General features: G+C 36.2%; 22 protein-coding genes. 3 read left to right on the top strand and 19 right to left on the bottom strand.

Annotation, left to right across the window (positions count from 1 at the left end; translation table 11 throughout):
• Positions 1 to 50: 50 nt before the first annotated feature.
• Positions 51 to 1,343 (bottom strand): acyl-CoA thioesterase/bile acid-CoA:amino acid N-acyltransferase family protein, encoded by a 1,293-nt coding sequence (locus MKY26_RS21505; protein WP_341098587.1) that lies wholly within the window; start codon positions 1,341 to 1,343, stop codon positions 51 to 53.
• A gap of 497 nt (positions 1,344 to 1,840) precedes the next feature.
• Between MKY26_RS21505 and MKY26_RS21500 the strand changes: the two genes are divergently transcribed.
• The gene (locus tag MKY26_RS21500; protein WP_341098586.1) at positions 1,841 to 4,927 is read left to right on the top strand and encodes a hybrid sensor histidine kinase/response regulator; all 3,087 of its coding nucleotides are present in this window, start codon (positions 1,841 to 1,843) and stop codon (positions 4,925 to 4,927) included.
• Positions 4,928 to 5,145: 218 nt separating this feature from the next.
• Positions 5,146 to 6,261, top strand: a complete 1,116-nt coding sequence (locus MKY26_RS21495; protein ID WP_341098585.1) for a response regulator — start codon at positions 5,146 to 5,148, stop codon at positions 6,259 to 6,261.
• Between the two features lie 14 nt (positions 6,262 to 6,275).
• On the opposite strand, the gene MKY26_RS21490 is transcribed toward MKY26_RS21495, so the two are convergent.
• From MKY26_RS21490 to MKY26_RS21425, 14 genes are all read right to left on the bottom strand, one after another.
• Positions 6,276 to 6,407, bottom strand: a complete 132-nt coding sequence (locus tag MKY26_RS21490; protein WP_341054327.1) for an anti-repressor SinI family protein — start codon at positions 6,405 to 6,407, stop codon at positions 6,276 to 6,278.
• 313 nt (positions 6,408 to 6,720) lie between these two features.
• Entirely contained in the window at positions 6,721 to 7,524 is an 804-nt protein-coding gene (locus MKY26_RS21485; RefSeq protein ID WP_341054326.1) for a nucleotidyltransferase, read from the bottom strand.
• 205 nt (positions 7,525 to 7,729) lie between these two features.
• Positions 7,730 to 7,879, bottom strand: coding sequence for a hypothetical protein (locus MKY26_RS21480; RefSeq protein WP_341049924.1), 150 nt, complete (start codon positions 7,877 to 7,879; stop codon positions 7,730 to 7,732).
• A gap of 867 nt (positions 7,880 to 8,746) precedes the next feature.
• Positions 8,747 to 9,397, bottom strand: coding sequence for a protein kinase family protein (locus tag MKY26_RS21475; RefSeq protein ID WP_328198427.1), 651 nt, complete (start codon positions 9,395 to 9,397; stop codon positions 8,747 to 8,749).
• 251 nt (positions 9,398 to 9,648) lie between these two features.
• The gene (locus tag MKY26_RS21470) at positions 9,649 to 10,782 is read right to left on the bottom strand and encodes a M20 family metallopeptidase (RefSeq protein WP_322910115.1); all 1,134 of its coding nucleotides are present in this window, start codon (positions 10,780 to 10,782) and stop codon (positions 9,649 to 9,651) included.
• A 20-nt stretch (positions 10,783 to 10,802) separates the two neighbouring features.
• The gene (locus MKY26_RS21465; protein WP_157733791.1) at positions 10,803 to 11,801 is read right to left on the bottom strand and encodes an ABC transporter ATP-binding protein; all 999 of its coding nucleotides are present in this window, start codon (positions 11,799 to 11,801) and stop codon (positions 10,803 to 10,805) included.
• A gap of 7 nt (positions 11,802 to 11,808) precedes the next feature.
• On the bottom strand, positions 11,809 to 12,786 hold the full coding sequence (locus MKY26_RS21460; RefSeq protein WP_341098584.1) for an ABC transporter ATP-binding protein: 978 nt from the start codon (positions 12,784 to 12,786) through the stop codon (positions 11,809 to 11,811).
• A gap of 15 nt (positions 12,787 to 12,801) precedes the next feature.
• Positions 12,802 to 13,710 carry an ABC transporter permease gene (locus MKY26_RS21455; protein ID WP_095370521.1) on the bottom strand — a complete coding sequence of 303 codons (909 nt, stop codon included), beginning with the start codon at positions 13,708 to 13,710 and terminating at the stop codon, positions 12,802 to 12,804.
• 15 nt (positions 13,711 to 13,725) lie between these two features.
• On the bottom strand, positions 13,726 to 14,643 hold the full coding sequence (locus tag MKY26_RS21450; RefSeq protein ID WP_341098583.1) for an ABC transporter permease: 918 nt from the start codon (positions 14,641 to 14,643) through the stop codon (positions 13,726 to 13,728).
• An 80-nt stretch (positions 14,644 to 14,723) separates the two neighbouring features.
• Positions 14,724 to 16,286 (bottom strand): ABC transporter substrate-binding protein, encoded by a 1,563-nt coding sequence (locus tag MKY26_RS21445; RefSeq protein ID WP_341098582.1) that lies wholly within the window; start codon positions 16,284 to 16,286, stop codon positions 14,724 to 14,726.
• 476 nt (positions 16,287 to 16,762) lie between these two features.
• Positions 16,763 to 17,470 (bottom strand): DNA alkylation repair protein, encoded by a 708-nt coding sequence (locus tag MKY26_RS21440; RefSeq protein ID WP_341098722.1) that lies wholly within the window; start codon positions 17,468 to 17,470, stop codon positions 16,763 to 16,765.
• 19 nt (positions 17,471 to 17,489) lie between these two features.
• Positions 17,490 to 18,461 (bottom strand): quinone oxidoreductase family protein, encoded by a 972-nt coding sequence (locus MKY26_RS21435; RefSeq protein WP_341098579.1) that lies wholly within the window; start codon positions 18,459 to 18,461, stop codon positions 17,490 to 17,492.
• A 16-nt stretch (positions 18,462 to 18,477) separates the two neighbouring features.
• Entirely contained in the window at positions 18,478 to 19,962 is a 1,485-nt protein-coding gene (locus MKY26_RS21430; RefSeq protein WP_328198423.1) for a PH domain-containing protein, read from the bottom strand.
• A complete protein-coding gene (locus MKY26_RS21425) occupies positions 19,962 to 20,459 on the bottom strand; it encodes a PH domain-containing protein (RefSeq protein WP_095370527.1) in 498 nt (165 codons plus the stop codon). The genes MKY26_RS21430 and MKY26_RS21425 overlap by 1 nt, the downstream gene beginning before the upstream one ends.
• A gap of 462 nt (positions 20,460 to 20,921) precedes the next feature.
• Here MKY26_RS21425 and MKY26_RS21420 point away from each other — a divergent pair, with 462 nt between their 5' ends.
• Positions 20,922 to 21,947, top strand: coding sequence for a serine hydrolase domain-containing protein (locus tag MKY26_RS21420; protein ID WP_307314983.1), 1,026 nt, complete (start codon positions 20,922 to 20,924; stop codon positions 21,945 to 21,947).
• 243 nt (positions 21,948 to 22,190) lie between these two features.
• Here MKY26_RS21420 and MKY26_RS21415 read toward each other — a convergent pair whose 3' ends face one another.
• The 4 genes from MKY26_RS21415 to MKY26_RS21400 form a co-directional block, all read right to left on the bottom strand.
• Positions 22,191 to 22,655: an SRPBCC family protein gene (locus MKY26_RS21415; protein WP_095370529.1), complete on the bottom strand. Its 465-nt coding sequence runs from the start codon at positions 22,653 to 22,655 to the stop codon at positions 22,191 to 22,193.
• A 730-nt stretch (positions 22,656 to 23,385) separates the two neighbouring features.
• Positions 23,386 to 23,871 (bottom strand): (2Fe-2S)-binding protein, encoded by a 486-nt coding sequence (locus MKY26_RS21410; RefSeq protein ID WP_341098719.1) that lies wholly within the window; start codon positions 23,869 to 23,871, stop codon positions 23,386 to 23,388.
• Positions 23,871 to 26,111, bottom strand: coding sequence for a xanthine dehydrogenase subunit D (gene pucD / locus MKY26_RS21405; protein ID WP_341098577.1), 2,241 nt, complete (start codon positions 26,109 to 26,111; stop codon positions 23,871 to 23,873). Before pucD ends, MKY26_RS21410 begins: the two co-directional genes overlap by 1 nt.
• A complete protein-coding gene (locus MKY26_RS21400) occupies positions 26,092 to 26,952 on the bottom strand; it encodes an FAD binding domain-containing protein (RefSeq protein ID WP_341098576.1) in 861 nt (286 codons plus the stop codon). Before MKY26_RS21400 ends, pucD begins: the two co-directional genes overlap by 20 nt.
• Positions 26,953 to 26,984 lie beyond the last annotated feature (32 nt).

Genomic DNA, 26,984 nt, shown 5'->3' with positions numbered 1-26,984 from the left:
TTATTAGCATCAAGGTTTTTCTAAACTTCTGGTCACTAAAGTATATCGTATTAAACGTCTTTAGACTCATTGAGAAAATCCAATATTTTTCTCCAAGAATCTTTTGCGGCTGCTGCATTGGTTGATTTAGTACCACCAAAAGTCATTGTCATGCCTCCCCCAACGTTCATTAATACATTGGCAGGAAGGTTGACGAAGCTGTACGGAAAAGATATAAAGTGGCCTGCACCCTTATAATACAAATAACGATTCTGACTAGAATTATTTTTAGCGTGTTTTAACTTCTCTTCCATCATTTTTACATACCTTGCTGATGGCCATAGTTGATCATCTTCCCCTGAAATGAACATTACAGGGGCTTTTATATTCTCAACGGGAATTCTTGATTCCCTAATCCCACCCTCTTCATTCAACGTATTATCCCAAATCGAAAGATAGGAAATGGGTTGTTTTAATATCCAGTTTTTAAGTAAAGTGAACATGGTGGAAAAGCGATATTTAAACCTTATATATGGTAATGGCCGTTTTTCCATTGTCCATGAGGGTATCGGTGCAAAAATCCCATTTTTCATACCCGCAGTTACATAAGCACTAGGTGCACATGCAATGACTGATTTGTAGTAATCAAATGTAGCTCCCAAGAGTAAGGCAAGTTCACCACCTCTCGAATAACCAATTAAGCTTACCTTTCCCTTCACAAAAGGGTGTTCTTGCAGCCAAATAGTTGCTTTTTGAAAGTACTCTAATGGGATATGTTCTAGGTCCTTCGGTACACCTACTTCCCCAAAATAAGACAAGGCTAATGTTATATAACCTTTTGAAGCTAATAAAGCAGCTGCATGTTCCTTCGATCCACCATCGGAACCACTTAATATAATAATAGCAGGATATTTTCCTTGGGATTCAGGATGAAATAACGTTCCTTTAACTTCTTCAAACTGGATATCTCCCTTCTTTATTCCAGATTTATAAAAATATCGGAAAATAGTTAATGAATCTATCTCTTCCCCATTTACTATTAAAAACAAGTTGATCGTAACTTTATCCAAGTTGTTTTTCTCATAATAATCATCCAATTTTGAATCAGCGTGTTTCATAGACCAAAACAAACCAGAACCATCCACTTCATTATATGTCCCTTCCATTGGCTTCTGAGAATTTACGTCGATATCACCTTCATTATTAGCTACAAATCTAGCATACGAATAAAACATTTTTCCTTTTTCATCATATGTTATTGCTTTTATAAGGACTTCTGCATCGGCCGAACACCCAGTTACTTTAATCATTACATCTTCATCAATATACGAATCAATTGGGCTAATTTGCAAAGCTGGTCCCATGTAATCCCCTCACTTCACTTTATTAGACTAAGATTTCAAAAGAACACTTCCAAAACAATTTACAGCCTCGTATGTTCGAGAGCGTTCATTCTTAATAGATGAACAATAAACCAAATATTCTTCTAATCTGACACCTATCAAAACCCTCAGTGGCATCCCCTATAGCAGTAGTGTTTCATGGTTGATTTATTACACCTTATAAGTCTTTATTCCTCAATTGTGGTTTAAATGACAGTAATAATTAATAACCTTCGAAATTTTCATTAAATATTATCTTTGTTTTCAAAATTATACAACAACTAAATTACTACAATTAAATCCAAAATAATGATTTACTTCATTAAAGAATTGTATGATAATAATTGGAAAAAAACCCTATAAATGGATATAGCATATTTTGGTTAAATCTTAGAATATCGTAATAATTTTTTCAAATCTCATTATCTATAGATTGATAGATTCATTTTAATAAATTTTCTGTGTGAAGGATGAAACAAATGAAGATACTAACAAAGAGGAAATGGATTTTTATTATTTTTTTTCTCATAGTTATTACAATTATCCGCGTGTCTTGGATGAACTTCATAGAGAAATTAGATTATCCATCGGCTCCTACTGCAAAACAAGGGGAATTAGATTTACGGAGTTGGGATTTCTCAAGTAAACAAACATTTATGTTAAATGGAGAATGGGAATTCTATCCACATTCTCTCGCAACATCAAACTCACTTCCCGAACATAATAAAAAATATCTGCGCATTCCTTCCATTAGTTCCTGGGATGGATCATTTGAAGGGAAGGATGACTTCCGGTATGGCACATATAGGTTAAAAATTTTGATTAATGATACGGATATTCCTACTCTTGGATTACGGCTAAATTCTGTCAAAGATGCAACATTAATCTATGTGAATGGACAACTTATAGGGGGCTCAGGGACCCCAGCTATAAAAGAAAATCAGCATGAAGCAGATACAATACCTTATTCCGTTAGTTTTGACACAGATAAGAGTGAAATTGAATTGCTGATTCATGTATCGAGTAATCTTAAAGAAGCAGGAATTTTAAAACCCATTCGTTTGGGAACGATTGATGCCATTAACCACCGAGTTTACATTTCAAACAATTTACAATTATTGCTTTGTGTTGTTTTAACTTTACATCTAATATATGGAATCATTTTATTCTTTATTGGATCAACTCAAAGAAAAGTGATGGTTTATTTTTCGCTATTATTATTTTCTGCGGTTATTAGTGTATTAGCATCCGATGATAGATTGTTATTTACATGGTTGAGTATCGATTATGAACTTCAGGTAAAAATCACCTTTTTATCATATATTGGTATTGCGGCTTTTATTCCGCCCTTTATTCACAATCTATTTCCTAACCCGAGAAATAAACGAATGATAAGATACTTTTCTTTATATTGTATGTTGGATATAGGCTTTGTCTTAATTTCATCATCCAAGGACATTATTAATCTAATCCAGATTGTACTTGGTAGTGTGCTAATAATATCTGTAATGATATCCATCAATATCCTTCGAAAGTTTATAAATGAAATAGAAGGAATCATCTTCATTATCATAGGTTGTTTAAGTATAGCTGTTAATTTAATATGGACAAGTAATTTGAGCGATGCTTCCATTGATGTGATGCATTATCCTTTTGATCTTATTTTTGCAATATTATCTTTTACGGCATTTTGGTTTAAACGTTTTTTTATCGCTACATCAGATGCAAAAAAACTGGCTGAGCAATTACAGCTGGAAGATCAACGGAAAGATGATTTCTTAATTAAAACTTCTCATGAGTTAAGGAACCCATTACATGGAATTATGAATATGATTCAAACAATACTTGATGATAAAGATAAACCACCTAGTAACGAGCACAAAAAACATTTAAGTATAGCCATTGACATAAGTAAGAGGCTCTCCCTACTTTTGAATGATCTACTTGATGTCACTCGTTTAAAACAAAAAACAATTCAACTAAATATGAACAGAGTTAATTTGCAAGTCGTAACAGCAGGGGTCATTGATATGTTGAAATTCCTTGGAGATAAAAAACCGGTTAAATTTAAAATCGAAATATCAAACACATTCCCTCCAGTCCTAGCAGATGAGAATAGACTCATACAAATCTTGTTCAATTTATTACATAATGCTTTGAAATTCACCGATGAAGGTATCATTATAATTCGTGCTTCAAGAATAAATGGAATGGCTCATATTGAAATTGAAGATACGGGAGTAGGAATGAATCCTGAAGAAATAGAGAGAATTTTTAAGCCTTTTGAACAAGCTAGTGAGAATAATAGAACGGATAGTAGTGGCATAGGTATTGGTCTTAGTATTTGTAAGGAATTAGTTAAACTGCACAATGGAGATTTATCCTTAAAATCAACTTCAGAAAAAGGCTCTATTTTTACATTTTCTCTTCCCATACTAAATAAGAGTGTAGAAGCAGAAGGCACTTCTCCGTCAAAGATAGAGAATCAAATGATGGATAAAGTTGCTGCAACTATCGAACATGTTCATCCAGATCAATTTTGTGATTTAAAAGATATTCATCTGAATAAAAGAATGAAGATACTAGCAGTCGATGATGACCCCATTAATTTATATGTTCTACAAAATGTTTTAAAAAATGATGGTTATGAAATAACCACAGTATCAAACGGTTTTCAAGCAGTAGCTAAACTTGAAATTGAATCCTATGACCTGGTCATTTCCGATGTAATGATGCCTCAAATGTCTGGTTATGAACTTACCAAAATTATTAGAAACCGTTTTAGCTTAATTGAACTTCCTGTACTTTTATTAACTGCTAGAACACGGTCTGAAGATATCTTGACAGGGTTACAATCAGGAGCAAATGATTATATAACAAAACCAGTTGATAGTTGGGAGTTAAAAGCAAGAGTGAGGGCTTTATCGGAATTAAAATTGACTTTTGAAGAAAGGCTACGTATGGAGGGAGCTTGGTTACAATCCCAAATCCAACCTCATTTTATATTTAACACTTTAAACTCAATTGCAGCCCTTAGTATGATGGATACACCAAGAATGCAACTACTACTTGAAGAGTTTAGCAATTATTTACGCCTAAGTTTTGACTTTAAAAATACTGAACCTACTGTTCCACTTGATTATGAGCTTTCCCTTGTTCGTTCTTATATTTATATCGAAAATGAAAGATTTAGCAACCGTCTAACGGTTGTTTGGGAAATAGATGACCCTATTGATATACATGTACCGCCACTTTCTATCCAAACACTTGTGGAGAACGCTGTGAAACATGGCATCCTCAAAAAAACAAGTGGAGGTACGATTCGTATACAAATAAGAAAACAGAATACTTTTACTACTATCTCTATAATTGATAATGGCCAAGGGATACCTGAAGATAAACTTCAAGATATTTTTAATCAAAAAGATGATTACTCAAAAGAACAGGGCATCGGCTTACTTAATACAGACCGTAGATTAAGACAACTATATGGAAAAGGGCTAGTATTGAAAAGTAAAACTGGTCAAGGAACCGTTGTTAGTTTTTCTATTCCTAATAATGAGTAGTTTGATTTTAACTACTTTATAAAAATCAATGATTCTACTGAAGCAAAGTAACCTAGATTACAATTACTAAGTTAAGTATTTTATTCTTAATCCTATAACACAAATACTCTAGGTCCACTCGGGAGAATGAAAGTTTCAATTAGTTGCAAACGCCTTAATTATCCCTATTTTTCGTTCATTCTATAATATCACCAATAATTTTTCAAAGGAGTCGTTAGATGATTAAAGCCATTTTAGTAGATGATGAGAAGCTTTCTCTTGATTTATTAACTAAACAATTGCATGCATTTCCGGAAATTGAAATTGTTAAGGCTTATTCGTATCAGACAAATATTCTAGAAGATATAAAACAAGAAATGATAGATGTTGCTTTTTTAGATATCGAGTTAACTGAAGGTAGCGGCTTAGATTTAGCTGAATCTATTTTATCGATTAATGAATCCATATTTATTGTTTTTGTTACAGCCCATGCCCAGCATGCTGTCAAAGCATTTGAAATCAATTCTATTGATTATTTATTGAAACCTGTTATGCCCAAAAGATTAAAAACGACGGTTGACAGATTAATAGAAAAAATCAAGAAAGATAGAGAGGATGAAGCTCCAAAAGAAAAAATACCACTTTATATTCAATGCTTCGGCGAGTTTAACGTTTTTCTAAATAAAGAGCCACTTCAATTTAAAACATCTAAAGTAAAGGAATTATTTGCATTCCTCTTTACTTATATGGATACATACGTCCACCGAGATCATCTAATTGAAAACATATGGCCAAATCAGGATAGTAAAAAAGCCAAGATAAACCTTCATACATGTCTAACATACTTAAGAAAAATGTTAAACACTCTTGGTTATTCAAATTGCATTAAGTTTGCCAATCAGAGCTATATCTTATCCATTCCGAATATCCATTCAGATTTAAAAATATTTAATGAGGCTATACATAGTTTCAAAAAGAATGATATTAAATCCATTAGTAGTGCAGAAGAAGCAATAAGTCAATATACCGGTTCATACATGCAATGGAATTATTACGATTGGGCAAATGATATCGCACAGGAAAAACTTACTATTACTATGTATTTGTTAGACAGTATTATTGAGTATTATTACATTAACCATACAGATAAAGCCCTGTTTTACCTTAGCTTGCAACGCAAATTGAATCCATATATGGATAAAAATATTCAGCAAACCATGAACCTTTTAATAAAAAGAGGAAATCGGAATGAAGCGATCATATTATATAAAAATTATAAAGCCTTACTCTCTACCGATCTAAATATAGACCCGGACCCAATTTTAATTAATTTATACCAAGAAATTAATAAATAAGAAAAGTCGATTATTTACTTGGCTTCAGTCTTGGCCGTTTTTAAAAATGTCTTTACTTCATCTATCGTTAAACCAATCTCTTTCGCTTTTAATATTAGATGAACCCATTCAGCGTCTAATTGTTTGTCATCCTTGCACATACTCATTATACCGTTCACCCACTTCATAATTTTTTGTTTATATCCTTTATATAATCATTCTCTTAAAACTCTCTTAAATTTTTAAAAACTTGGAGTGAAAATAAGCATTTAATAAAGTGAATAGTATAGGTAAAATAAAAGAAGTGAAAGAGCCTGCAAATAAGGCCTTCTTCACTTCTTCTTTTATTTCACCCTTAAATCATATTTAATCAGAAACCAAATTGATTCAATAGTAAGGATAAATATGATATAAGTAAGAGTGTGATTTAGTTTAATCATTAAAAAAAAGAGCTCCCTAATGTTTAGGAAGCTCACTAAATTAATCTATTAAAAGTGTATGAAGCTGGGATAGTAGTCGTTGTTCAATTCCTACTGTATACTCTTTTGATAAGTCTACGTGTAAACTCTCGGCTAATACAATTGAATTAGTATATGCTTGTTTTATACTTTTCTCATTAAGATTAGCAGTAATCGCCCTAAATTTTTCATATGAACGTTTACTCAAGTCTTTTTCAAGATTTTTAGTGGCATTTAGCCAACGTTCTACAGTATCTTCTTGTATTCTCATGAGTTGTAAAATTTGTTTTTGAACACCATTGAGAATTTCTAGTGATCGAGCATATTCCCCTCTTTTTAGCACATTAATACCGAATATCCAATAATTAACAAAACTATTAAAAGCAAAATTTATATTTTCATCTGTTTTTCTTATTGGATCGTCTTCATTAAGGTATTCTAAAAGAGGAAACAGTTTATTGGTGCTATCATAAATAAACATTTTCTCTGGATTTGGAAATACCCCTGTAGGTTTAAAGTCTTTAATGACACCCATCTTTTGTTCAGGTAGAAAGTGAAATTCTCCACGCACAAGGTTACTAAATATAGCTACTTGTGTACCATATTCATTGAAGAATATTAGTTCGACTGGAAATAATTCTTTAATCCAAGTATTTGAATCAAAATTAGCGTTCATGTGATTTTTAATGAAGATATAAAACTCAACATCAGAATATTGATCACCTTCACCTTTGGTAAAAGAGCCGTACATCAGTGCAGAAGCTATATGATTGTCTAACTCACATTTATTTTTAACACGCTCAATTAATTTTTTTTGAAATAACATATAAACCCCTCTATCTATTGTTTATTTTTCAATTTAAGATAGAGTGTTCTTTCACAACTGGAAAACATGCACAACACATAAGTAATGCTCCTTCCATCCTTAAAATCAATTTAATAATAGCATTTATACATTAAAACATCACTACCTGCCTCGTAAGTGTATAGATACATGCGTTTTGACACCAGAACCCCAATTAGCACTTACGTTAATCATTCATTTTTTTAAAGCGCGGCTTAATGAAATATAAACCAATAAAAAAGAATGCAAGCCCAAGCATCAAGCCCCAAAAATGCTTATCTAAGAATGCAAATAGGCCTACACTGAATGCTCCAAGCAAAAACATAATTTTCATCATTCTTATCACCCTAACTGTTTAGTGAATCAACTACAATCTTGGAAACAGTTAAGAACTGTTGTAGCTCCGAGAATACCAGCAGTGTTTATACATGCATAGCAAGCTGTTCCTGCTGTAGCCGGAACACCAACTGTACAAGCAACTCCACAACACCAACAATTGCTATAAATACAAACACTTTAGACGCTACACAAGACTGAGTACAATCCCATCTTTCGCCTAAACTTGCTTTAGCTATCATTTGATCGTCAAATTTATCTTATCCAACTGTACTTAAACCCTAGCTTACACATTGTTCGTTAAATGAGCTTATAATACTTCTTCTGTAGAAGCATGTTCATAAACATGGACTTCTTCACTAATGTCTTTTTTTATACTATTGAGCAATAGCCCAAACCTTGGATGCAACCATATGGTTTTCATCCATATTTCCGCTTCATTCGAAAAACACTTTTATATTCCCTGTCTACTGCAAATCTATATTCAATGAGTCAACATCTTCTACGACATCTTCATTGTTCATCTTAACAGATTTGAAGGAAACTGAATATTCAACTTCATCATCATATTTTACTCCTTAACAGTTCCTTTGTATGATATCGCATCTTAAAAAGATTCCGTCTTCAATTCACCTGACTGTTCTGTTTTGCTCATCTCAACTTTATTTTCATCAACATACATAGTCTTAGACATTACACTGTTTACAGATCTAACAATTCCTTTTCATAGCTATCAATTTCACTTGGTTTTGCTTGGGCTTCAGGTATCCCCTATGACTCCAAAATCAATCTCACTGTCTAAAACAACAAAAAAACATGAACACTCCTTTTTATACAAGAGTTGTTCATGTTTGATTTTATCATTCTATTATACATGTATCCCATTTTTATCCTGAAAGATTACTTTTCTCACAGACATTGGAAGGAATCTCTTTTTATATATGTCGGCTATGAAATTCAAGATGACTGTAGGGATTTTCTTCGGGAACCATTTGTTGGCGTAATATCGGTAGTACGCATTCTGTAAGTCTGTCCATTGTTTATCGATGTTTTTCGAATTAAAACGAGCAATATCAATCAGTTTTATATTACCGTTTCGATCAATCATAATGTTGCGCAAATGTATATCTGACGGCTTCAGGCCTGCTTCTGTAGCTGAACGTAAGGCTAATTGGACAGACTCTATATGTTCTGTTTTTATATGAATACCTTTCTCTAAGCATTGGAAGAGCGTAAAGCCTTCTATATAGTCGATGACAATATAAGAATCACCATAATCATAAAGATGTGGATAATAGGGATTACCTTGAATTCGTTGATAATTTGCCGCTTCCACCTTTGCGATATCTTCCATTTGTGGGAAGTATACTTTTATAGCAATCGCTTGCTTCGTAATTTTGAAAACAAAAGCGCTTCTTCCAACACCAATCAGTTCTAGCTGGTCACTATATGATCTTAAAGAGGGGCGTCCCTCTACCATTTCAATTACTACACTGCTCGCTAGCTGATTAAATTCCATTCTAATCACCTCATTTGAAGGAACAACATAACTTTATGATGTTCGCTTTAGAGTAGTTTAGTATAGAAAGGCCATCACCTACAAATTTTAAGGTCCCTTCGAGTAAAAATGTATACATATAGAGAAGAAAATTACTTTCCTGTAATAATTGATACAAAAAATTTACAACTTATACTTCTGAATGACCTTTAGGATATGACCTCACAACTCCATAATGAAAGCTACCAAACGAGTGGTAGCTTCCAAAAAAATCATCGGGACAAACGCTCAATTGTCTTTGCAAGAAGAATGGTTCTTTCTGTTAATGTGTCAATTTCAATATACTCCTCTTTACTATGAGCATTCCCACCAACTGGACCTAGACCATCAACTGTAGGCACACCCGTTGCTGAAGTGAAAGAGGCATCGCCACCCCCACCCGTTGCAGTATTATGGACATGAAGACCAATTTCTTCGCCTACTTCTTGAATAATGTGTAATAGCTTTTCTGTTTGCTCGTTGTATTCCATTGGTGGTCTGCTAATTGCCCCTTCTAATTGAATTTCCGTTCCTCTCACTTCTGTATTGGCACATATTCTTTTAATCTTCTTTTCTAATTCTTGTGCTTGTTCTTTCTCAGTGATGCGAATATCAATATGAGCGACGGCATTATCAGAAATGGTATTAACAGAAGAACCACCAGAAATGATGCCTACGTTAACACTAATGCCTTGTTCATGATTTGTTAAATTATGCAGCTGGATGATTTTATAAGCTAGTTCTTCAATCGCACTCCTTCCCTTTTCTGGCTCAATACCTGAATGGGCGGCTTTGCCTTTAATAATGAGCTTATATCTTCCCCCGCCTCTTCTTGCTGTCACAAGTGAACCATCTTTTCTTGCCGGCTCCATAATAAGTGCATATTCTTTTCCCATCGATTGTTCCTCTATTAATTCACGCGATGACGGTGAACCAATTTCCTCATCACCATTTAAGATAATTTGCACATTCTCACAGGCATTTGACCCACAGTGTACTAATGCTTTGATAGCATATAAAAGCTCAACTAAACTCGACTTCATATCAACGACACCAGGTCCATAAGCTCTGCTTCCTTTCATTTGAAACGGGCGCTTCTTCACCGTACCTTCAGGAAAAACCGTATCCATATGGGCTACCAGTATAATTTTGGGGTGCAGACTATGCTCATGTCGAATAACAAGGTGGTTGCCGTATTTTGCTTCTGTTTTCACCTCTACAACAAATCCAATTTCTTCGTATTTTTTCTGTAGAATTCTCCCGATTTCATCTATCCCTTTCTTTACATATGAACCACTATCAATATTGACAAGTTTTTCAATTAATTGCAGCATTTCTGTTTTTCGCTGTTGTATATATCCCTCCACCTTTTATACATCTCCTTTATCTATTTTTCCAACACACCAACACCCTCTTTTAATGGAAAATGGCAGGCAACATAGTGCTCTTCCTCATGGGCAATAAATGTTGGTTCCTCTTTCTTACATTTTTCTTGTGCATGTGGACATCGTGGATGAAAACGACAGCCAGAAGGAATATTGGTTGGGCTTGGAATATCACCCTCCAAAATAACACCTTCTTTTTTATTCCTTAACATCGGGTCAGGAAGGGGAACTGCTGATAAAAGTCCCTCTGTATACGGATGAAGGGGTTTTGAAAAGAGTTTTTCTTTTGTCGTTAGTTCAACAATTTTCCCAAGATACATGACCGCAATTTTATCACTAATATATTTAACTGCTGGTAGGCCATGTGCAATAAAGATAAAGGTTAATCGTAACTCTTTCTGTAATTTAGACATTAAATTAAGGATTTGTGATTGAATGGAAACGTCTAATGCAGATACAGGCTCATCACAAATAATGAGCTTAGGTTTTAATGCAATGGCCCGAGCAATGCCGATTCTTTGTCTCTGACCACCACTAAATTCATGGGGGTAGCGGTGAATATATGAACGATCAAGACCTACCTGATCCATCAACGACAAAACTTCTTCCTTCAATCTTTCACTACTTAAATTAAGATGGGTCAATAACGGTTCTGCAATAATATCAAATACTTTCATCCGAGGGTTTAACGAGGAAAAAGGGTCCTGGAAAATCATCTGCATTTCCGCCCGTTTCTTTCTTAGCTCTTGTTTGGATAGAGTGGAAAGGTCTACTCCTTGAAATATTATTTCTCCTTCTGTTTTTTCTAACAGCTGCATAATTAAATTACCTGTTGTCGATTTCCCACAACCAGACTCCCCAACAATCCCTAATGTTTCCCCATCGTTCACATCGAAGGATATGTGGTCAACTGCTTTTAAGTATTGTTTCTCCTTCTTCCACCACCCTTCAGTCACATCAAAATATTTCTTTAAACCCCTTACACTTAAAATAACTGTCATGTCTTTGTCACCCCTCCTCTTCATATAACCAGCACTTCACTTGATGACGGTTATGGATGTTGGTAAGTACGGGCTCATTGTTCATACATTTTTCCATTACATATGGGCAACGTGTATGAAAGCGACATCCACTTGGCATAGCATTCGGATTGGGTACAGTTCCTTCGATGACTTGCAGTTTTTCTGTTTGTTCGTGGATTTTAGGCGTACTAGCTAATAAACTCTTCGTATAAGGATGAGCAGCTTCTTTAAACAGTGTAAACACATCCGTATATTCAACAACTTGACCAGCATACATGACAATCACCTGATCAGCCATCTCAGCTACCACGCCTAAATCATGTGTAATAAATAGAATAGAAGTTTGCTTGTCTTTTATCAGCTCTTTCATTAATTGGAGTATTTGCGCTTGGATAGTTACATCGAGTGCGGTTGTCGGTTCATCTGCAATTAATAGTTTCGGGTTACATGATAAGGCAATCGCAATCATTACACGTTGACGCATGCCTCCACTTAATAGATGAGGATAAGAATGATATATCTTCTCCGCACGAGCTATGCCTACTTTTTTTAAAATCTCGATACTTCTCTTTTTCGCCTCTTTTTTATCTACTTTTTGATGGATTTTAATTGCTTCAGAAATTTGATTACCTACTGTAAATAAAGGATTAAGAGAGGTGAGTGGTTCTTGAAATATCATCGCCATCTCATTTCCGCGCAATTTCCTTCGATCTTTTTTTGATAGTTTTGTTACATCATTACCTTCAAATATGATGGTTCCACTTTCAATTTTTCCAGCAGCATCTAGCAACCCCATAATAGATAAAGATGTTACACTTTTACCACTGCCTGACTCTCCTACAACAGCGACAGTCTCGCCTTTCTTTATCGTAAATGACACACCGTCAACAGAAGGAATCACACCATCTTCCGTATAGAAATAAGTCTTCAAGTCACGCACTTCTAACAAGCTCTCTCGGCCCAACGCAATTCCCTCCTCCTACACTTTCTTTTCTCTCGGGTCTAACACATCTCTTAGCCAATCACCTAAGAAAATCATCCCTAGGACGGTGATTGTTATCGCTAAACCAGGAAATGCCGCCAACCACCAACTGGTTGCTACATAATCTCTACCATCACTTAAAATGCCCCCCCAAGAAATGGTCGGTGGTTGAATTCCTAAACCTAGAAAACTTAAAGAAGCTTCTAATATAATCGTGGTTGCCACGCTTAATGTAGAAATGACAATGAACGGGGATATTACATTTGGCAATAAATGTTTTAGGATAATCTTATGATCCCTCACTCCCATAGACCTTGCAGCCCTGACAAACTCTCTTTCTTTTAAAGACAATACCTCTCCTCGTATTAAACGAGCGTACTGCACCCAATTCGTTACACCTAATACAACAATCAACGTAAACGCACTTGGGCCAAAAACAGTCAAGATGACAAGCGCAAAGAGGATGGTTGGTATCGCTAAAAAGGAATCAACTATTCTCATTAAAATATTATCTAGGAAACCACCATAAAAACCTGAAACTAGACCGATAAAAATACCAATAATACCTGCCAAGATGACAGAGGCAACCCCAACAACTAAAGAAATTTGTGAGCCATAAATTATTCTGCTTAAAATATCTCTACCAAGATTGTCTGTTCCTAAAATATAGTCAGTAACCCCACCTTCTACCCAAGCCGGGGGTTTCAACATCATTGCCGCATTAATCTGGTTCGGATCGTGGGGTGCTAATAACTTCGCAAATATCGCTATAAAAATAATGAGTAATACGATTAGTAAGCCAATAGTACCCGTCTTACTTTTTAATAATAATCTGAGCCACCGCTTGAGGTGACCCTGCTTACTTTTCACTAAGACATCTAACAATTGGTTTTCCTTTGATTCCAAAACAACCACTCCTCCTTAGCGAAATGTAATGCGGGGATTCAATAATTTATAAAGAATATCTGCTAGTAGGTTCATAGCAATAACAATAAATGCAATAATAAACACACTAGCCTGTACGATTGCCATATCCCTTGTATTCACTGCTTGAATGAGTAGTTGTCCTAACCCTGGCCATGAAAATACGCTCTCGGTTATTAATGTGCCGCCGACAACGGTTGAGGTTTGTAGCGCGGTAATCGTAACAACTGGAATAAGGGCATTACGAAAAGCATGTTTATGGATAACAAAAAACTCTTTTAACCCTTTACTTCTTGCCGTACGAACATAGTCTTGGTTCATAATTTCTAACATACTTGAGCGAATAAACCGGGTCATCTCAGCAGCAATCCCTGTGCCAAGCGTAATTGCCGGTAAGATCAGATGACTCCATGTACCCCGCCCTGAAACCGGGAACCATCCTAACATGACGGAGAAAATCAAAATGAGCATAATCCCTAACCAAAAATTCGGCATCGCCTTCCAGATTACCGCTCCCCCTGTCGCTACGACGTCGATAGCAGAATTCTTCTTCGTCGCCGACCAAATACCAAGAGGGATAGCTATCATTATGGCCACAATCATAGCTGCTACAGCTAATTCAATTGTCGCCGGTAAGCGCTCCAACACAATAGGTAAGGCACTCGTGTTATAACGAAATGATTCACCAAAATCAAGTTGGGCAAGTCCGACCATATAGTTGAAATATTGAATATAAAAAGGCTCATTTAGCCCTAGTGATTCGCGAAGTTGTAATATATCCTCTTGACTCGCATCTTCAGGTAACATTAATGCAACAGGATCGCCTGCCACATAAACAAGGCAAAACACGATAAAAGAAATGATAAACAGCACCGGTATAATTTGAAGTAATCGTCTCATAATATATTTGCCCACTATTGTCCCCCTATAGCGAAAAGTAATAGAGATGGGGAAATGGATGGAACCATCCATTCACCCACGAATATCAGCTTTATTTATTCACTTGCTTTCCTTTTAATAGTTGGTGCATAAATCATTTCATCTGGGGTAGGAACAAAATCAATCGCATCATTTACACCGATATTGATTTTTTCCTCATGAAGCATAATATGTGGCACTTCTTCAGCGGCAATCGCTTCAATTTCTTGTATTTGCTTGGCTCGTTCTTCCTCATTCATATTGACGGCAGAGGTTGCGAGCAATTCTTCTATTCGATCATTCTTATAATCTGTATGCCCTTCAAAACGTTCAGCACGATACCAATCGACCGAGTAAGCACCGTCAAACATGGAATTACCTAGACCGATTAAATAAGCATCCTTATTCTCGTTAGCCGTACGCATTTCTACAAAATTACTCCATTCCATGAACTCGATATTTACTTTCACATTAATTTCCGCAAGCATACCCGCTATCATTTCTGCCACTTCTGCATCTTGTAAATAGCGCCCTTTCGGTGAATGCAAAGTCATCTCAAAGCCATCTGGATAACCTGCCTCAGCTAGTAATGCTTTTGCTTTTTCAATATCATAATTGTAAGTATCATAAAGGTCAGGATGATGCCCAAAATTACCTGGACCTACTCTTGTTCTTGTTGGAATACCTCCACCTTGCAAGACATTATCGGTAATCGCTTTGTTATTAATAGCAAAGTCTAGAGCCTGACGTACACGGACATCAGCAGTTGGAAGCCCTTCTGTCGCCCGCAAAATTAGCATTACGACTCGGTTTGACCTTTCTTGTACAATAGATGTCCCCTCATTACTATTCACTCGTTCCCAATCAGACGGAGGAATATTAACAGCCATATCAACCCCACCTGTTAAAAGCTCTGACACTCTTGTTGAGTTTTCTGGAATAACTCGGAAAACAAGCTCATCCCATTCTTCTACTTTTCCTGCGAAATAATTCTCATATGGTGTGAAAACGATGCGATTATCACGTTTCCATTCTTTGAATTGAAATGGTCCTGTACCAACAGGATTAGATAGAAAATGCTCCCAACCATTCTCTTCAATATAGTTCTTAGGCAAGATACCTGAACCAAGTCTGGATAAACGGTGGAATAAGGAAGGCTCTGGTGATTGTGTCACAATATTGAAAGTGAGCTCATCAATCACTTGAATTTCTTTTATCTGCTTATAATTGGGGTACTCCTGCAAAGTGTCATCTTTTGCTACTCTTTCTAACGTAAATTTCACATCCTCCGCTGTGAGAGGATCACCGTTATGAAAAGTAACACCTTCCTTTAGTTTTACCTGATAGGTCAAGTCATCGATTTTCTCATAGCCGGTGGCAAGCTCTGGATGAATATTGCCATCCTTATCTTTTCTAAATAAATAATTAAACATATTCACATGAATCGCTTCCGTCGACGTATTATTATGGTCATGAATATCAAATGTCACCATATCTGTTCCAACTGCAACGGTTAATACTCGATCATTTCCTTTCTCAATGACTGCTCCACCAATCTCAGAACCGCCTCCCGAACAACCAGCTAGAGCGATGGCAACAACGACTAACAGGACAATCTTCCTCCAAACACTTCGCTTCAAATTGTTTCCCCCTATACGCTTATTTTTATAGGCAAGCCCTTTTCATCAGTTTATAAACGTGTAAGCAAAACTATGATAAAAATCGTTAAGGTTATGTTCTCAAACAGATTTTAATACGAACAAAAGAAATTCTGCAGAAGGGGAATATTATGAAATGTAAGGGAAACTAAGAGTAAAAAAAGGTTGGTTATTGCAATGTTACGAGAAGAACTTAAAGAGGTGATAATTATCTTTTCTTAGTCATATGGGATGTCCATTCATTGTAGACAATACGGGGATTGCATATATTTTAATAAAATTAGAAATTTATGTTAAATTATAAAAATGCATGGAGTGTCCGTAAATCCTAAATTTGAACACTTCTCTTCTGATTTATGGCTTGATATATTCGCAAAGATATATGTAAGCGTGTTAATGATTAGAAAACTAACAAAAAAGCCAGGATCAATAGAATTGATCCTAACTTCATTTTACTTCTAACATCTCATATATTTCCGCTTAAAACCTAAACGACCTTTATCTAAGTCTTTTTGAATATTTTCATACGCATGAAGGACGCCATTCTTCTTTCTCTCTCTTTTGATTTCGATGGCTCCGATTTCCTCTGCCACTTCAGCTGCTTTTTCACTTAGAGGAATATAGGAGATCGCAACGGTATATAAGAAGTTATTCATTGATACCTTTGTTCTTAAAGGTGCGTCATAAATGTTCTCCTTCACCTGATCTAGCCTATCCGATAATTTGCTCTTGTCAAATTCGTCGTCTTTCCGATTACCTAATAACCAACAATAACAACTCCAACCAGCAGACATTCTCAGCTCATCCCCGCTGGCAATCCATTCATCGGCAACTTCCTGGGCAATCGGTGATTCAGCTAAAGTAACCGCTACAACATAGTCTGATAGCATATAAAAATACGCATCGTCTATCCAACGATTAAAATCTTCCTTTGTCATTGCTTTTGGGTCGGCAATAATGCCCGCAAAGTACATCGCATCATAATTTCCTGTTGCATATAACTCCTCAGCTAATGATTGATCAATCTTTATTTTTTTCACAAACGGTTTCATCGCTCCAGTTGCAACACCAAAAAGTGGCTCATGTGCACCGTTTGAGAGATAAATTTTTTTCGTTCGCTCTTTTCCTAATGCTTCTAATTCATTCATTACCTCTTTGAAATCCATCAACTAAAACACTCCTCTTCTAGGATACTGTTAAAACGATTTTCCCATTATTCTCTCTATTCTCTATCATCTCATGTGCTTTTTTCACTTCATACAAGGAGTATTCTGCCCCTACTTTCACTTGGACATCCCCGTTTACCAATAACTTAAATACTTCATCCGCAACGGGCTTGATTGTATCTGGCCTTTTCTTTCTTGTCGTACCAAAACTAAAGCCAAGGACTGAACGACAACTGCTATGGAGAGCAGTTGTTGGGATCCTACCCGTTTGATTACTCGTATTGCCAAAATGCACAATCTTTCCATATAGAGCTAAACATGCAAAGCTTTCCTCAAATACAGAGCCAGAAACAGAATCTAAGATAAGATTAACCCCATCTCCATCGGTGTATTCATTTACTTTTGAAGAAAAATCCTCATACGTGATGGCCAAATCAGCTCCTGCTGCCAACACAGTGGAAAACTTCTCTTCCCTACTAACAGTGCCAATTACAGTTTTCGCACCAAATACCTTTGCCATTTGGATGGCTGTAGAGCCTACACCACCAGCTGCTGCATGAATGAGTACAGTCTCTCCTAATTGCATTCGTGCGATGTCCTTCAATAATTGGTAGGATAAAAAGGAAACAATAGGGCTTGCTGCTGCAGTAGTAAAATCAATCTCGTTTGGGATGGCAAATGTAAGTGCTTCGTTTGCCACAGTATATTGCGCATAAGATCCTTTTTCAGGAAAAGCTACTACTCTTTGCCCCACTTTAAATTTTTTGACTTCAGAACCTACCTCGGCAATCGTTCCTGCCGCTTCAAGGCCAAGAATCGTGGGACCTTCTATTTTCTTCTTCAACCCTTGGCGATTTTTAATATCAGCGTAGTTCACACTTGTTTTATCCACTTTTATGAGCACTTCATGAGCAGAAGGCCGTGGTATGTCTATATCCATTACTTGTAATACGTCTGAGGAACCATACGACTCTATCACTACGGCTTTCATTTTACATTCACCCTATCTATTGTTTTAATTCAATTTCTGATCCTCTCTTCTTATACCATTGATAAAACGCTAAACGGAAGGATTCGGGTACACCATACATGTGAGTGTGTCGCACAGGTTGCGCTCGATTGATAGTCGTAATCTTAGCAATGCCTAGTATTTTCTCGAGGGGTCCCCTATTCATTTCAATTTCAATCACTTTATCACGTCTAGTTAGAAATAACGTCGTCGCTAAGCTCCCAGTCTTTAATTGAATAAAACGCTCATTCAACACATAGCGGCTATTATAGTAATCTAGGAACCTTAGTAAAACAACTAAAATAAGTACAAGCAATGAAAACAACCACCATGGAATATTCATATTTAACACATTTGGTTGGAAATAATATAATAATGCCGTTGCAATGATCCAGAGCCAACTAGGTTTCAACAACCTGGCAAAAAGAGCATTTTTCGGAAGCTTGTGCATCTCTTCTTCTACTTCATAGTCTGGTAATATTTCATATATTAGACGAAAGGCATCCTTCTGCGGTAAAAAAGGGAACAAAGAGCTTGTCTCCATTGAGGAATCCCCGCCTCCTCCTCCTGTCTGACCAGCACTCGTTAGTTTCACTTCTGCAATACGTAAAATTCTTTTCATTAACGTTTGCGTTATTTCGACAGCTTGGACCTTTTCCTTCGAAATAGAAAAGCTGACTTCATCTAGTACGCCTCTAGAGATATAAATCCTATCAACATCTGAATAAATTCGATAATTACCATATTTTATATATGTTTTTATCATGCCAAATATGGTTGAAGCCACAATAAGAAAAATAACAACAAGTGCCGTTAACCACCAGGCACTTAATATAAAGTGAATGGCACCTTCCGCTTCTTTCTCGACATTAATAAAATCATTGATCATAAAAAACAGTGAGCCTAAAGCAGGAATTAAAAGCAAAAAGCTTAATGACGTCATTGAAGCTTTTATAATATCCTTCTTGCTGGCAGCAAAATGCAGTTTTCTATCTTCTATATATTCTTCTACCTTTTCCTCTTCACCTTCGGACACTTTGATATTACGTGTACTTTTTTCTATCCAGTCTTCCAAATGGTCCGCTTCTTCTTTAGAAAGCACCTCGAATTTTATTGTCCCACCTTCACCAGACATACCTGTCTCAAACTTCAAGGAGGTCTTTCCTATTAACTTATGTAGAAAAGTCGTATGTCTATTTACATTTTGAACCTTACTAAAAGGAATGGTTCGTTTATGTTTTGTGAAAAAGCCTTCACGTAAGTAAAAAGCGACCTCATCTATCTTATAAGTTGTAGTCAGCCATTTAAAGATAACAAAAATAATAGAAAGAATAAGAAGTATGGCGGCAATAATTCTACCGTAACCAATCCAATCGGCCTCTCGATTAAAAATAAATAAGTAAAGAAAAGCAAAAAAGAAAAACTTCAAAACACCCCATATATGAAAAGCAATGGTTAAGCGAGAATATCGTCTGTAATCCATTATTCATCTACTTCCTTTATTTTTGCATAATAAGCAATCGTATTTCTCAGTTGCATCGCTATTTCCTTTGATAGCATAGGGATTGTATGGGTTGAACTCATCGTTTCGACAGAAAGACCGTATAATTGATACCTTCTCTGAACTGGTCCTTGATTCGTTGCCACAGATTGAATCTTTGTCATTGGTACTAATTCATATTTTTCTATAAATACTCCTTGCTTAATCTGCAAGAATTCCTCATCTACTTCATAACGGAAGTTTTTATATAATAGGTAGGGTTGAATCGTTAACGAATAAATCATAGATAAAACAGTAAGACCAAGGACAACCCATAGAACCCATCCTACCCAATCCCACCAATCAAATCGAGCGTCAACGTAAAAAAGTATAGCAAGAATTGGCAACCATATCGCATTCCCAATTAGTTCACTAATTAGCATCGCTTTTATACTATTCTTAGATAATCTCTGTTTTGGTATTGGTAAATCTATATCCATCTTTATTCTCCTTCTGACTGATTTTACTAATATACGGTTAGAAGCGGGGTTAGTTTCATCTGTTATCATTTTGCAAGATATAATCAGAGTAACAAGACTTAAAACGAAAAGAAATATAAAGTTTTTTTACTAGTACAAAACTCTATAAACCTTATACATTTTTGTAAACATGACAAAGCTATTATCTTTTGTTCAACAAACTTGCCTCCTTGGTACTGAATGTCATTTCTATTATGTATTGAGTGAGTAGCGTTTGAATCTACTTATCTGCTCTATGAATTCCTGCTCTTTTTGTCTATTTTTATATAAAATTAATATATATCATCGTATTAACAAATTGAAACATGCTATGCTCAAAAGAGAAGGAGGAGAGTAAAATGATTCTTTATCAAAATTGAAGAAGTTAATTGAATGTGCCTCATTAAATGAATTCATGAAATACACATTCAGGAGGAATTAAAATTGGATAAACAAACGAAATGGAATAGTCTAACAAAAAAGCAACAGGAAGTGCAATTTTCCGGGAGTATTTGTGTACAGAAGCATGATCGTACAATATTTACAGAGAACTTTGGTTACGCAATCCATTCTGAAAAAATCAAAAATCATTCACATACTCGCTTTTCAATTGCATCTGGTAGTAAGATCTTTACATCTGTTGCAATTTGTAAGTTGGTAGAAGAAGGTAGTATCACATTTGACACGAAAATCATCGATTGTTTAGATATTGAATTTCCATATTTTGATAAAGAAATTACCATTCATCATTTACTAACTCATACATCTGGCATTCCGGATTATTTTGACGAAGATGAAATGGATGATTATGAAGACCTTTGGAAAGATAGGCCAATGTATCAGATTCGTTCTGTAAAAGACTTTTTGCCAATGTTTCAATATAAAAAAATGAAAACCAAAGTGGATAGCCCTTTTAAATACAATAATACTGGCTATATTATTTTAGGCCTTATTATTGAACATATCAGTGGCATGAATTTTGTTGACTATATCAATAAAAATATTTTTGAAATAGCTGGCATGACTGACTCCGGATATTTTTCAATGGATGAACTACCCGAAAGCGTTTCATTGGGATATTTGGAAAAACCAGATGGAACGTTGAGATCGAATATTTTTTCTCTACCTGTAAAAGGTGGACCTGATGGCGGTGCCTATGTTACTGCAATTGATATGGGGATATTCTGGGAATCGTTAATGAATGGCAAACTCTTAACAAAAGATATGACTCGCAACTTATTGATTCCTCAAGTAAACGTGTCAGAAGATATCTTTTACGGTTACGGTGGTTATATGGAAGCAAATGAACTGGGTATCGTGAAATATATTCAGATGGGATATGATCCAGGAGTAAATTATCGTTCAGTACATTATCCAAAACAAGCTCTTACCATAGTTGTCTGCTCAAATAAATCAGAAGGGGCTTTTGAAATTCTTAAAGAAATAGAAAATATAATATTTACTCAGTAAATGTGAATAAGAGCTATTTTTCACTATTAGCTCTTATCTTTCTTTTTTTAATTTTTTTCAAATACAAGATAAATTCCCTCTCCTATGCTCACTAGTTTTCACAATCCTCCTCCCTATAGACCTATACGAAGTAACATGTAAAAGGGTCATCCTCTATATGAACTGGCTTTAGCGTACAATCAAGCTGTTACTTTTTTTTTATCATAAAAAAAGTAGCCAGAAAAAGGGCTACTCTCAGTTTATTCATCTTCTCTCATATTCAACTTGATAGATATATTCTATATATTGATTAAACTGCTCATCATAAACATATTTAAATGACCATTTCATCATATTTGTAACTAATTTATATATCCAGTTTGATGGAATCAATGTAACATTCGCTATAAACTTTGTTCCTTCTGGGAGGATTTCGAGAATGTATTCTGTCCTACTTATTCCTTCTTTCGTCTTCGTCTCTACTACAGCATAAAAAGGTGGATCATACTTAGAATAAACAGCTTGTAACTCATACACCTTTTTTCCAATTTTCTGCCTTGTAGTGAACATCGATCCTTCTTTTAAATCACTTTCAGCTCCATCATAATGATTTTCAATGATTTGTGTATTCCATTTTAATACATGTTGATCTTTATTAAGACATTCAAAAACTAAATCTATATCTGCCTCAATCTCTGATTCGAATCTATAACATTGTATTTCTTTCATTTGTCTTTCTCCTAAACATTTTAATTAACATTCAAATATAATTATAACCTATTGAGGGAAAAATTGTTAACTAAATCATTCATTTTTACTATTCAACTGATCCTGATTCATAAACTCTTTGCAAGAATAGAGACTATTTATCTATGACATTACGAATCCCTCGGAAGCTCGTTACGAAATATACTTCTCCACACGTAATCTTGATGAAAACTTAGGGACTGGCGATAATGACCTAGAGGGATGATTATTTATACCTGCAAACAGTTATCCAACCAATCAACCTACGCTCCTAATAAGTTACGAGGTTTCCGGAACTGGCGCCTTCTTTGCTTTAGAAGGGAAACAACCATACCGAGGGTGAGTTCATTCTTACTGTGTAGCCAGGAGAAACACTATTTGAAACCATTATGGACAACCTTTAATGAGAACAATGATTTGAGGAATACACATCTTATTTTTGATAATGCTCAAGAGAGGACGGTGGACTGTGAAAAATGGAGAGTATTGGCTTTGCAATTTGTTTGATCTGATAGATGCAATTCGAGATACTCTATTTCGTTTTGGTGGGCCTGACTCGATTCAGGTCGATTTTAAGCAGATTTCTTATTTTTGGGATGAGTCTGTCTCGATTCACATTTCGAGGCAGACCTCTTTGTTTTTTTGGCTTATTGACTGCAAGGATTTCACCGTTAGCCTAGATAGAGCCCTCAATTCCTCCTTTAAGACATACTTATATCGCTTGAATCACCTTTTTCACACTTCGGATAATGCCTGCGTAACCTGTGCACCGACATATATTTCCTGAGAGTGCTTCTAATATTTCTTCATCTGTTGGTTTCTTGTTTTTCTCTAATAATGCTTTCACAGCCATAATCATCCCCGGTGTGCAATAGCCACATTGAAATCCACCTTCTTCTAGAAATGCCTTTTGAATTTCATGCAGGCCATTTTCACTTAAGCTTTCAACCGTATGAATACTCTTTCCGTTCAGTTGATAAGCTCTCATGAGACAAGAGTTGACGAGTTCACCGTCTACTTCTACAGAGCAGGCACCGCATCGACCAATTTCGCAAGAGATTTTGGCGCCTGTTAATGAGAGGTCTTCACGTAATATATCAACTAATCTTTTTGTTGCTTCAACTTGTAGTTTCTGCTGTTCACCATTAACAGTGAAAGAAATATTGATTTTTTGCAAATTCACCTTTACCTTTTCTATCAAAAAACCCTCTCCCTCGCATGTAATATTTCTTCTCGACTGACAGGTAATTTCGTCACCCAATGCCCCGTCGCATCATAGATGGCTCTTACGATTGCAGGAGCTAATGCTACTGTTCCGATCTCCCCAACGCCTCTTGGGCCATATATATCTCCTTCCCATAAGTCCTCGATTGCTCTCACATTCATTTTTGGTGGAATGTCTTGGATCGTGGGCAGAATATAGGTGTCAAAGTTTTCTGCAGTATAGCGACTTTGCTTCATGGCTGCTTCTTCTAACAATGTGTAGCCTAGCGCCATAATCGTACCGCCCTCGATTTGCCCAATATAACCAGTAGGATTCACAACAGGTCCGGCAGAAACAGCTTGATCGATATCTGTAACCTTGATCGCTCCTGTTATAAGGTCGACTTCTACTTTCACTGCCACCGCTGCAAATGAGTACAAGAAATGACCACCCGGAATACTATTTGGCGTGGTTGGAAAGTCGAATTTTGTGTCTATACTAATGGGTTCATTCTCAAGAAAAAGCTGTTCAAAAGTAAGTATCCTTTGGCCATTTAGCCAAATACCCTTCCCTCCAACATATAATTGTTCTTTTTGATAACCTGATATTTTGGCTGCTGTATCTAATAGTTTTTCTATAAAGGGCCCCTTTAGCCTTTGTAAACTGTGCCAAATCATGCTCGTGCCTCTTGATGCTGTGGAAGAACCTGAATGTGGCACCTTGTCTGTATCCCCTATTACAATGTGTAAATCCTCTGAAGAACACCCGATAGCCTCTGTTGTTACATTTTCAATAACCGCTAACAAACCTTGACCTACCTCTTCAAATCCAAAGGCGATCTCTATTTTCCCTTCATGGTTCAGACTAATTTTTCCACCAGAAGGATCCAATCTACCAAAACCTAACCCTCCTCCATGCATGGTTAGCGCTAACCCTACTCCTGTTTTCTTCCATGGATTGTCGCTCTCACTTTTATCTATCGCTAATAGCGGTGACTGCGCGATCTCATCTAAAACAAGCGCATCTCCATTAGTCGGTGCAATAATTTGTCCAACTGGACCAGGATCTGTTCCTTGTCGCAAGTTTTTCTTTCTTAATACAAGTGGTGACATATGTAAGCCATCTGCCAACCGATCAATTTGCCCTTCTAGAGCAAATGTAATCTGATTACCACCGAACCCTCTGAATTCACCTGCCACACCATTATTTGTAAAAACAGAGTAACCTTTTGTTTTTACATTTGGTATGGCATAAGGGCCAATAGCGTGTTCCACTGCAAAATCTAATACAGCTGGACCAAGTGTGGCATAGGCTCCTGTATCTGCAATAATTCTTACTTCATGAGCAACAATCTCCCCCGTTTTCTTAGCTCCTGTTTTCATCGTAATTTTCATTGGGTGCTTTTTAATACCAGAGATCATTGATTCTCTCCGCGATTGATGAATTTTCACCGGTCTTCCTGTTTTCAATGCTAATATGGCTCCGTAAGGCTGAATATTCAACTCATCTTTACCGCCAAATGACCCTCCCATCGGACTTGAAATTACACGAATACGCTCTTCTGGTAAATTTAATATTCTCGCTAATTGTAGTCTATCCTTGTAGCCATGCTGCGTGCCCGCATATACAGACAGCCTGCCATCTTTTTCTGGGACAAAAACCCCACCTTCAGTTTCCATATAAGCATGCATTTGCCGGGGCAGTAGATAGGTTTCTTCTATAATAACCTCACATAATTGGAAGCCTTCATCAACATCACCATTTTCATAAGATGCTTCATGAAGGATATTGCCACCAGAATGTAATGGGATACTATCAGGGTTCATTGCGTCATCGGGGTCATCAATAATCGGTAATGGTTCATAGATTACTTCTATTCGTTTAAGTGCTTTTGCAGCAATTTCAGGAGTGATTGCCGCTACTGCTGCCACCGCATCACCTACATAGCGAACAACTTGATCACAAAAGACAGGCTGATCTTGCGTAATCAGACCAAATCCATTTAATCCAGGTACATCCTTACTTGTTATTACGGCTAGGACGCCAGATAATTGTTCTGCCTTTTCAATATTTATTTGCTGAATTTTCGCATGAGGGTACTCACTACGCAGCACTTTTCCATAAAGCATATTTGGAACATGCAAGTCTGTTAAATAATTTAATCCACCAGTTACTTTTCCCATTCCATCCGGCCTTGGACGGGAAGACGATAAATTACTTGTATAATCCGCCATATTCTCCACTCCATTTTTCTAATTCTGAGATTAAGAGATTACTCGCTACTTTCAAACGATAATTACTCGAATAAAAAGCATCTTCAACTGGCTGATACTCTGTCATTACCGTTTGATACACCTTTTTCAAAATATTTGAATCCACAATTGGTGCATGTTTTAAAATAGATTCTACATTTCTTAACCTCATAGGTTGTGTCTCCCCGCCACCCGCTGCTATTCGAACATTACATAGCTGATTCTCCTTTATTGTTAACTTGCCAGCCAATGTAACAACAGATGTTGAGAATGCCTCCCTGCGACCGATTTTTTTAGTAAATAAATAGCTTTCTCTATTATCAAATGGAATAATAACCTCTAATATAATAGAATCTTCAGTCATTTTTGACCAATCCTGCAAATCTATTCTCTGTTTTCCATCTTTATTTAAATATAGTATTTCTGCATCGAGGGCTAGTAAAAGGGGGATTGTATCACCCACCTGATTGGCAATATTGCCTCCTATCGTACCTAAGTTTCGAACAGCAGGCGCAGCGATTTTCTCAATCGTTTGTGATAATTGGGGTAGTTTTTTAATAATCAGAGGATGATTCTTGCATTCCGCTAGCTTAACAAAAGAACCGATGTGAATCCGACTTTCCGTGGCCATGTAGATTTGTTTATATTCCGAAATGCCACCTAGATGAAGCATTTTTGAAGGAACGGCGGCCCCTTTTTCCCATTTGGTTTGTAAAAATGTGCCTCCAGCGATAAATGTGATCGCCTCATCATATGATTTCCACATTGTCCATGCTTCCTCAATGGTAGTAGGCGAAGCAACGGTTGTTTCTAATATCCTCATGATAACTACTCTCCTTTTACATTTCCTAGCTC

Source organism: Cytobacillus sp. FSL R7-0680 (assembly GCF_038009245.1).
Lineage (GTDB): Bacteria > Bacillota > Bacilli > Bacillales > Cytobacillaceae > Cytobacillus > Cytobacillus kochii.
Note: the sequence above shows the minus strand (reverse complement) of the source record. Positions and strands in the feature narration are given on the sequence as shown.

Bases quoted from the DNA above. Each gene is read 5' to 3' on its own strand.
- MKY26_RS21435 (WP_341098579.1), bottom strand. From the start codon at position 18,461: ATGAAAGCCGTAGTGATAGAGTCGTATGGTTCCTCAGACGTATTACAA.
- MKY26_RS21495 (WP_341098585.1), top strand. From the start codon at position 5,146: ATGATTAAAGCCATTTTAGTAGATGATGAGAAGCTTTCTCTTGATTTA.
- pucD (WP_341098577.1), bottom strand. From the start codon at position 26,111: ATGGCGGATTATACAAGTAATTTATCGTCTTCCCGTCCAAGGCCGGAT.
- MKY26_RS21430 (WP_328198423.1), bottom strand. From the start codon at position 19,962: ATGGATTACAGACGATATTCTCGCTTAACCATTGCTTTTCATATATGG.
- MKY26_RS21490 (WP_341054327.1), bottom strand. From the start codon at position 6,407: ATGAGTATGTGCAAGGATGACAAACAATTAGACGCTGAATGGGTTCAT.
- MKY26_RS21465 (WP_157733791.1), bottom strand. From the start codon at position 11,801: ATGACAGTTATTTTAAGTGTAAGGGGTTTAAAGAAATATTTTGATGTG.
- MKY26_RS21485 (WP_341054326.1), bottom strand. From the start codon at position 7,524: ATGTTATTTCAAAAAAAATTAATTGAGCGTGTTAAAAATAAATGTGAG.
- MKY26_RS21500 (WP_341098586.1), top strand. From the start codon at position 1,841: ATGAAGATACTAACAAAGAGGAAATGGATTTTTATTATTTTTTTTCTC.
- MKY26_RS21415 (WP_095370529.1), bottom strand. From the start codon at position 22,655: ATGAAAGAAATACAATGTTATAGATTCGAATCAGAGATTGAGGCAGAT.
- MKY26_RS21505 (WP_341098587.1), bottom strand. From the start codon at position 1,343: ATGGGACCAGCTTTGCAAATTAGCCCAATTGATTCGTATATTGATGAA.
- MKY26_RS21440 (WP_341098722.1), bottom strand. From the start codon at position 17,470: ATGGATTTCAAAGAGGTAATGAATGAATTAGAAGCATTAGGAAAAGAG.
- MKY26_RS21480 (WP_341049924.1), bottom strand. From the start codon at position 7,879: ATGATGAAAATTATGTTTTTGCTTGGAGCATTCAGTGTAGGCCTATTT.
- MKY26_RS21475 (WP_328198427.1), bottom strand. From the start codon at position 9,397: ATGGAATTTAATCAGCTAGCGAGCAGTGTAGTAATTGAAATGGTAGAG.
- MKY26_RS21425 (WP_095370527.1), bottom strand. From the start codon at position 20,459: ATGGATATAGATTTACCAATACCAAAACAGAGATTATCTAAGAATAGT.
- MKY26_RS21400 (WP_341098576.1), bottom strand. From the start codon at position 26,952: ATGAGGATATTAGAAACAACCGTTGCTTCGCCTACTACCATTGAGGAA.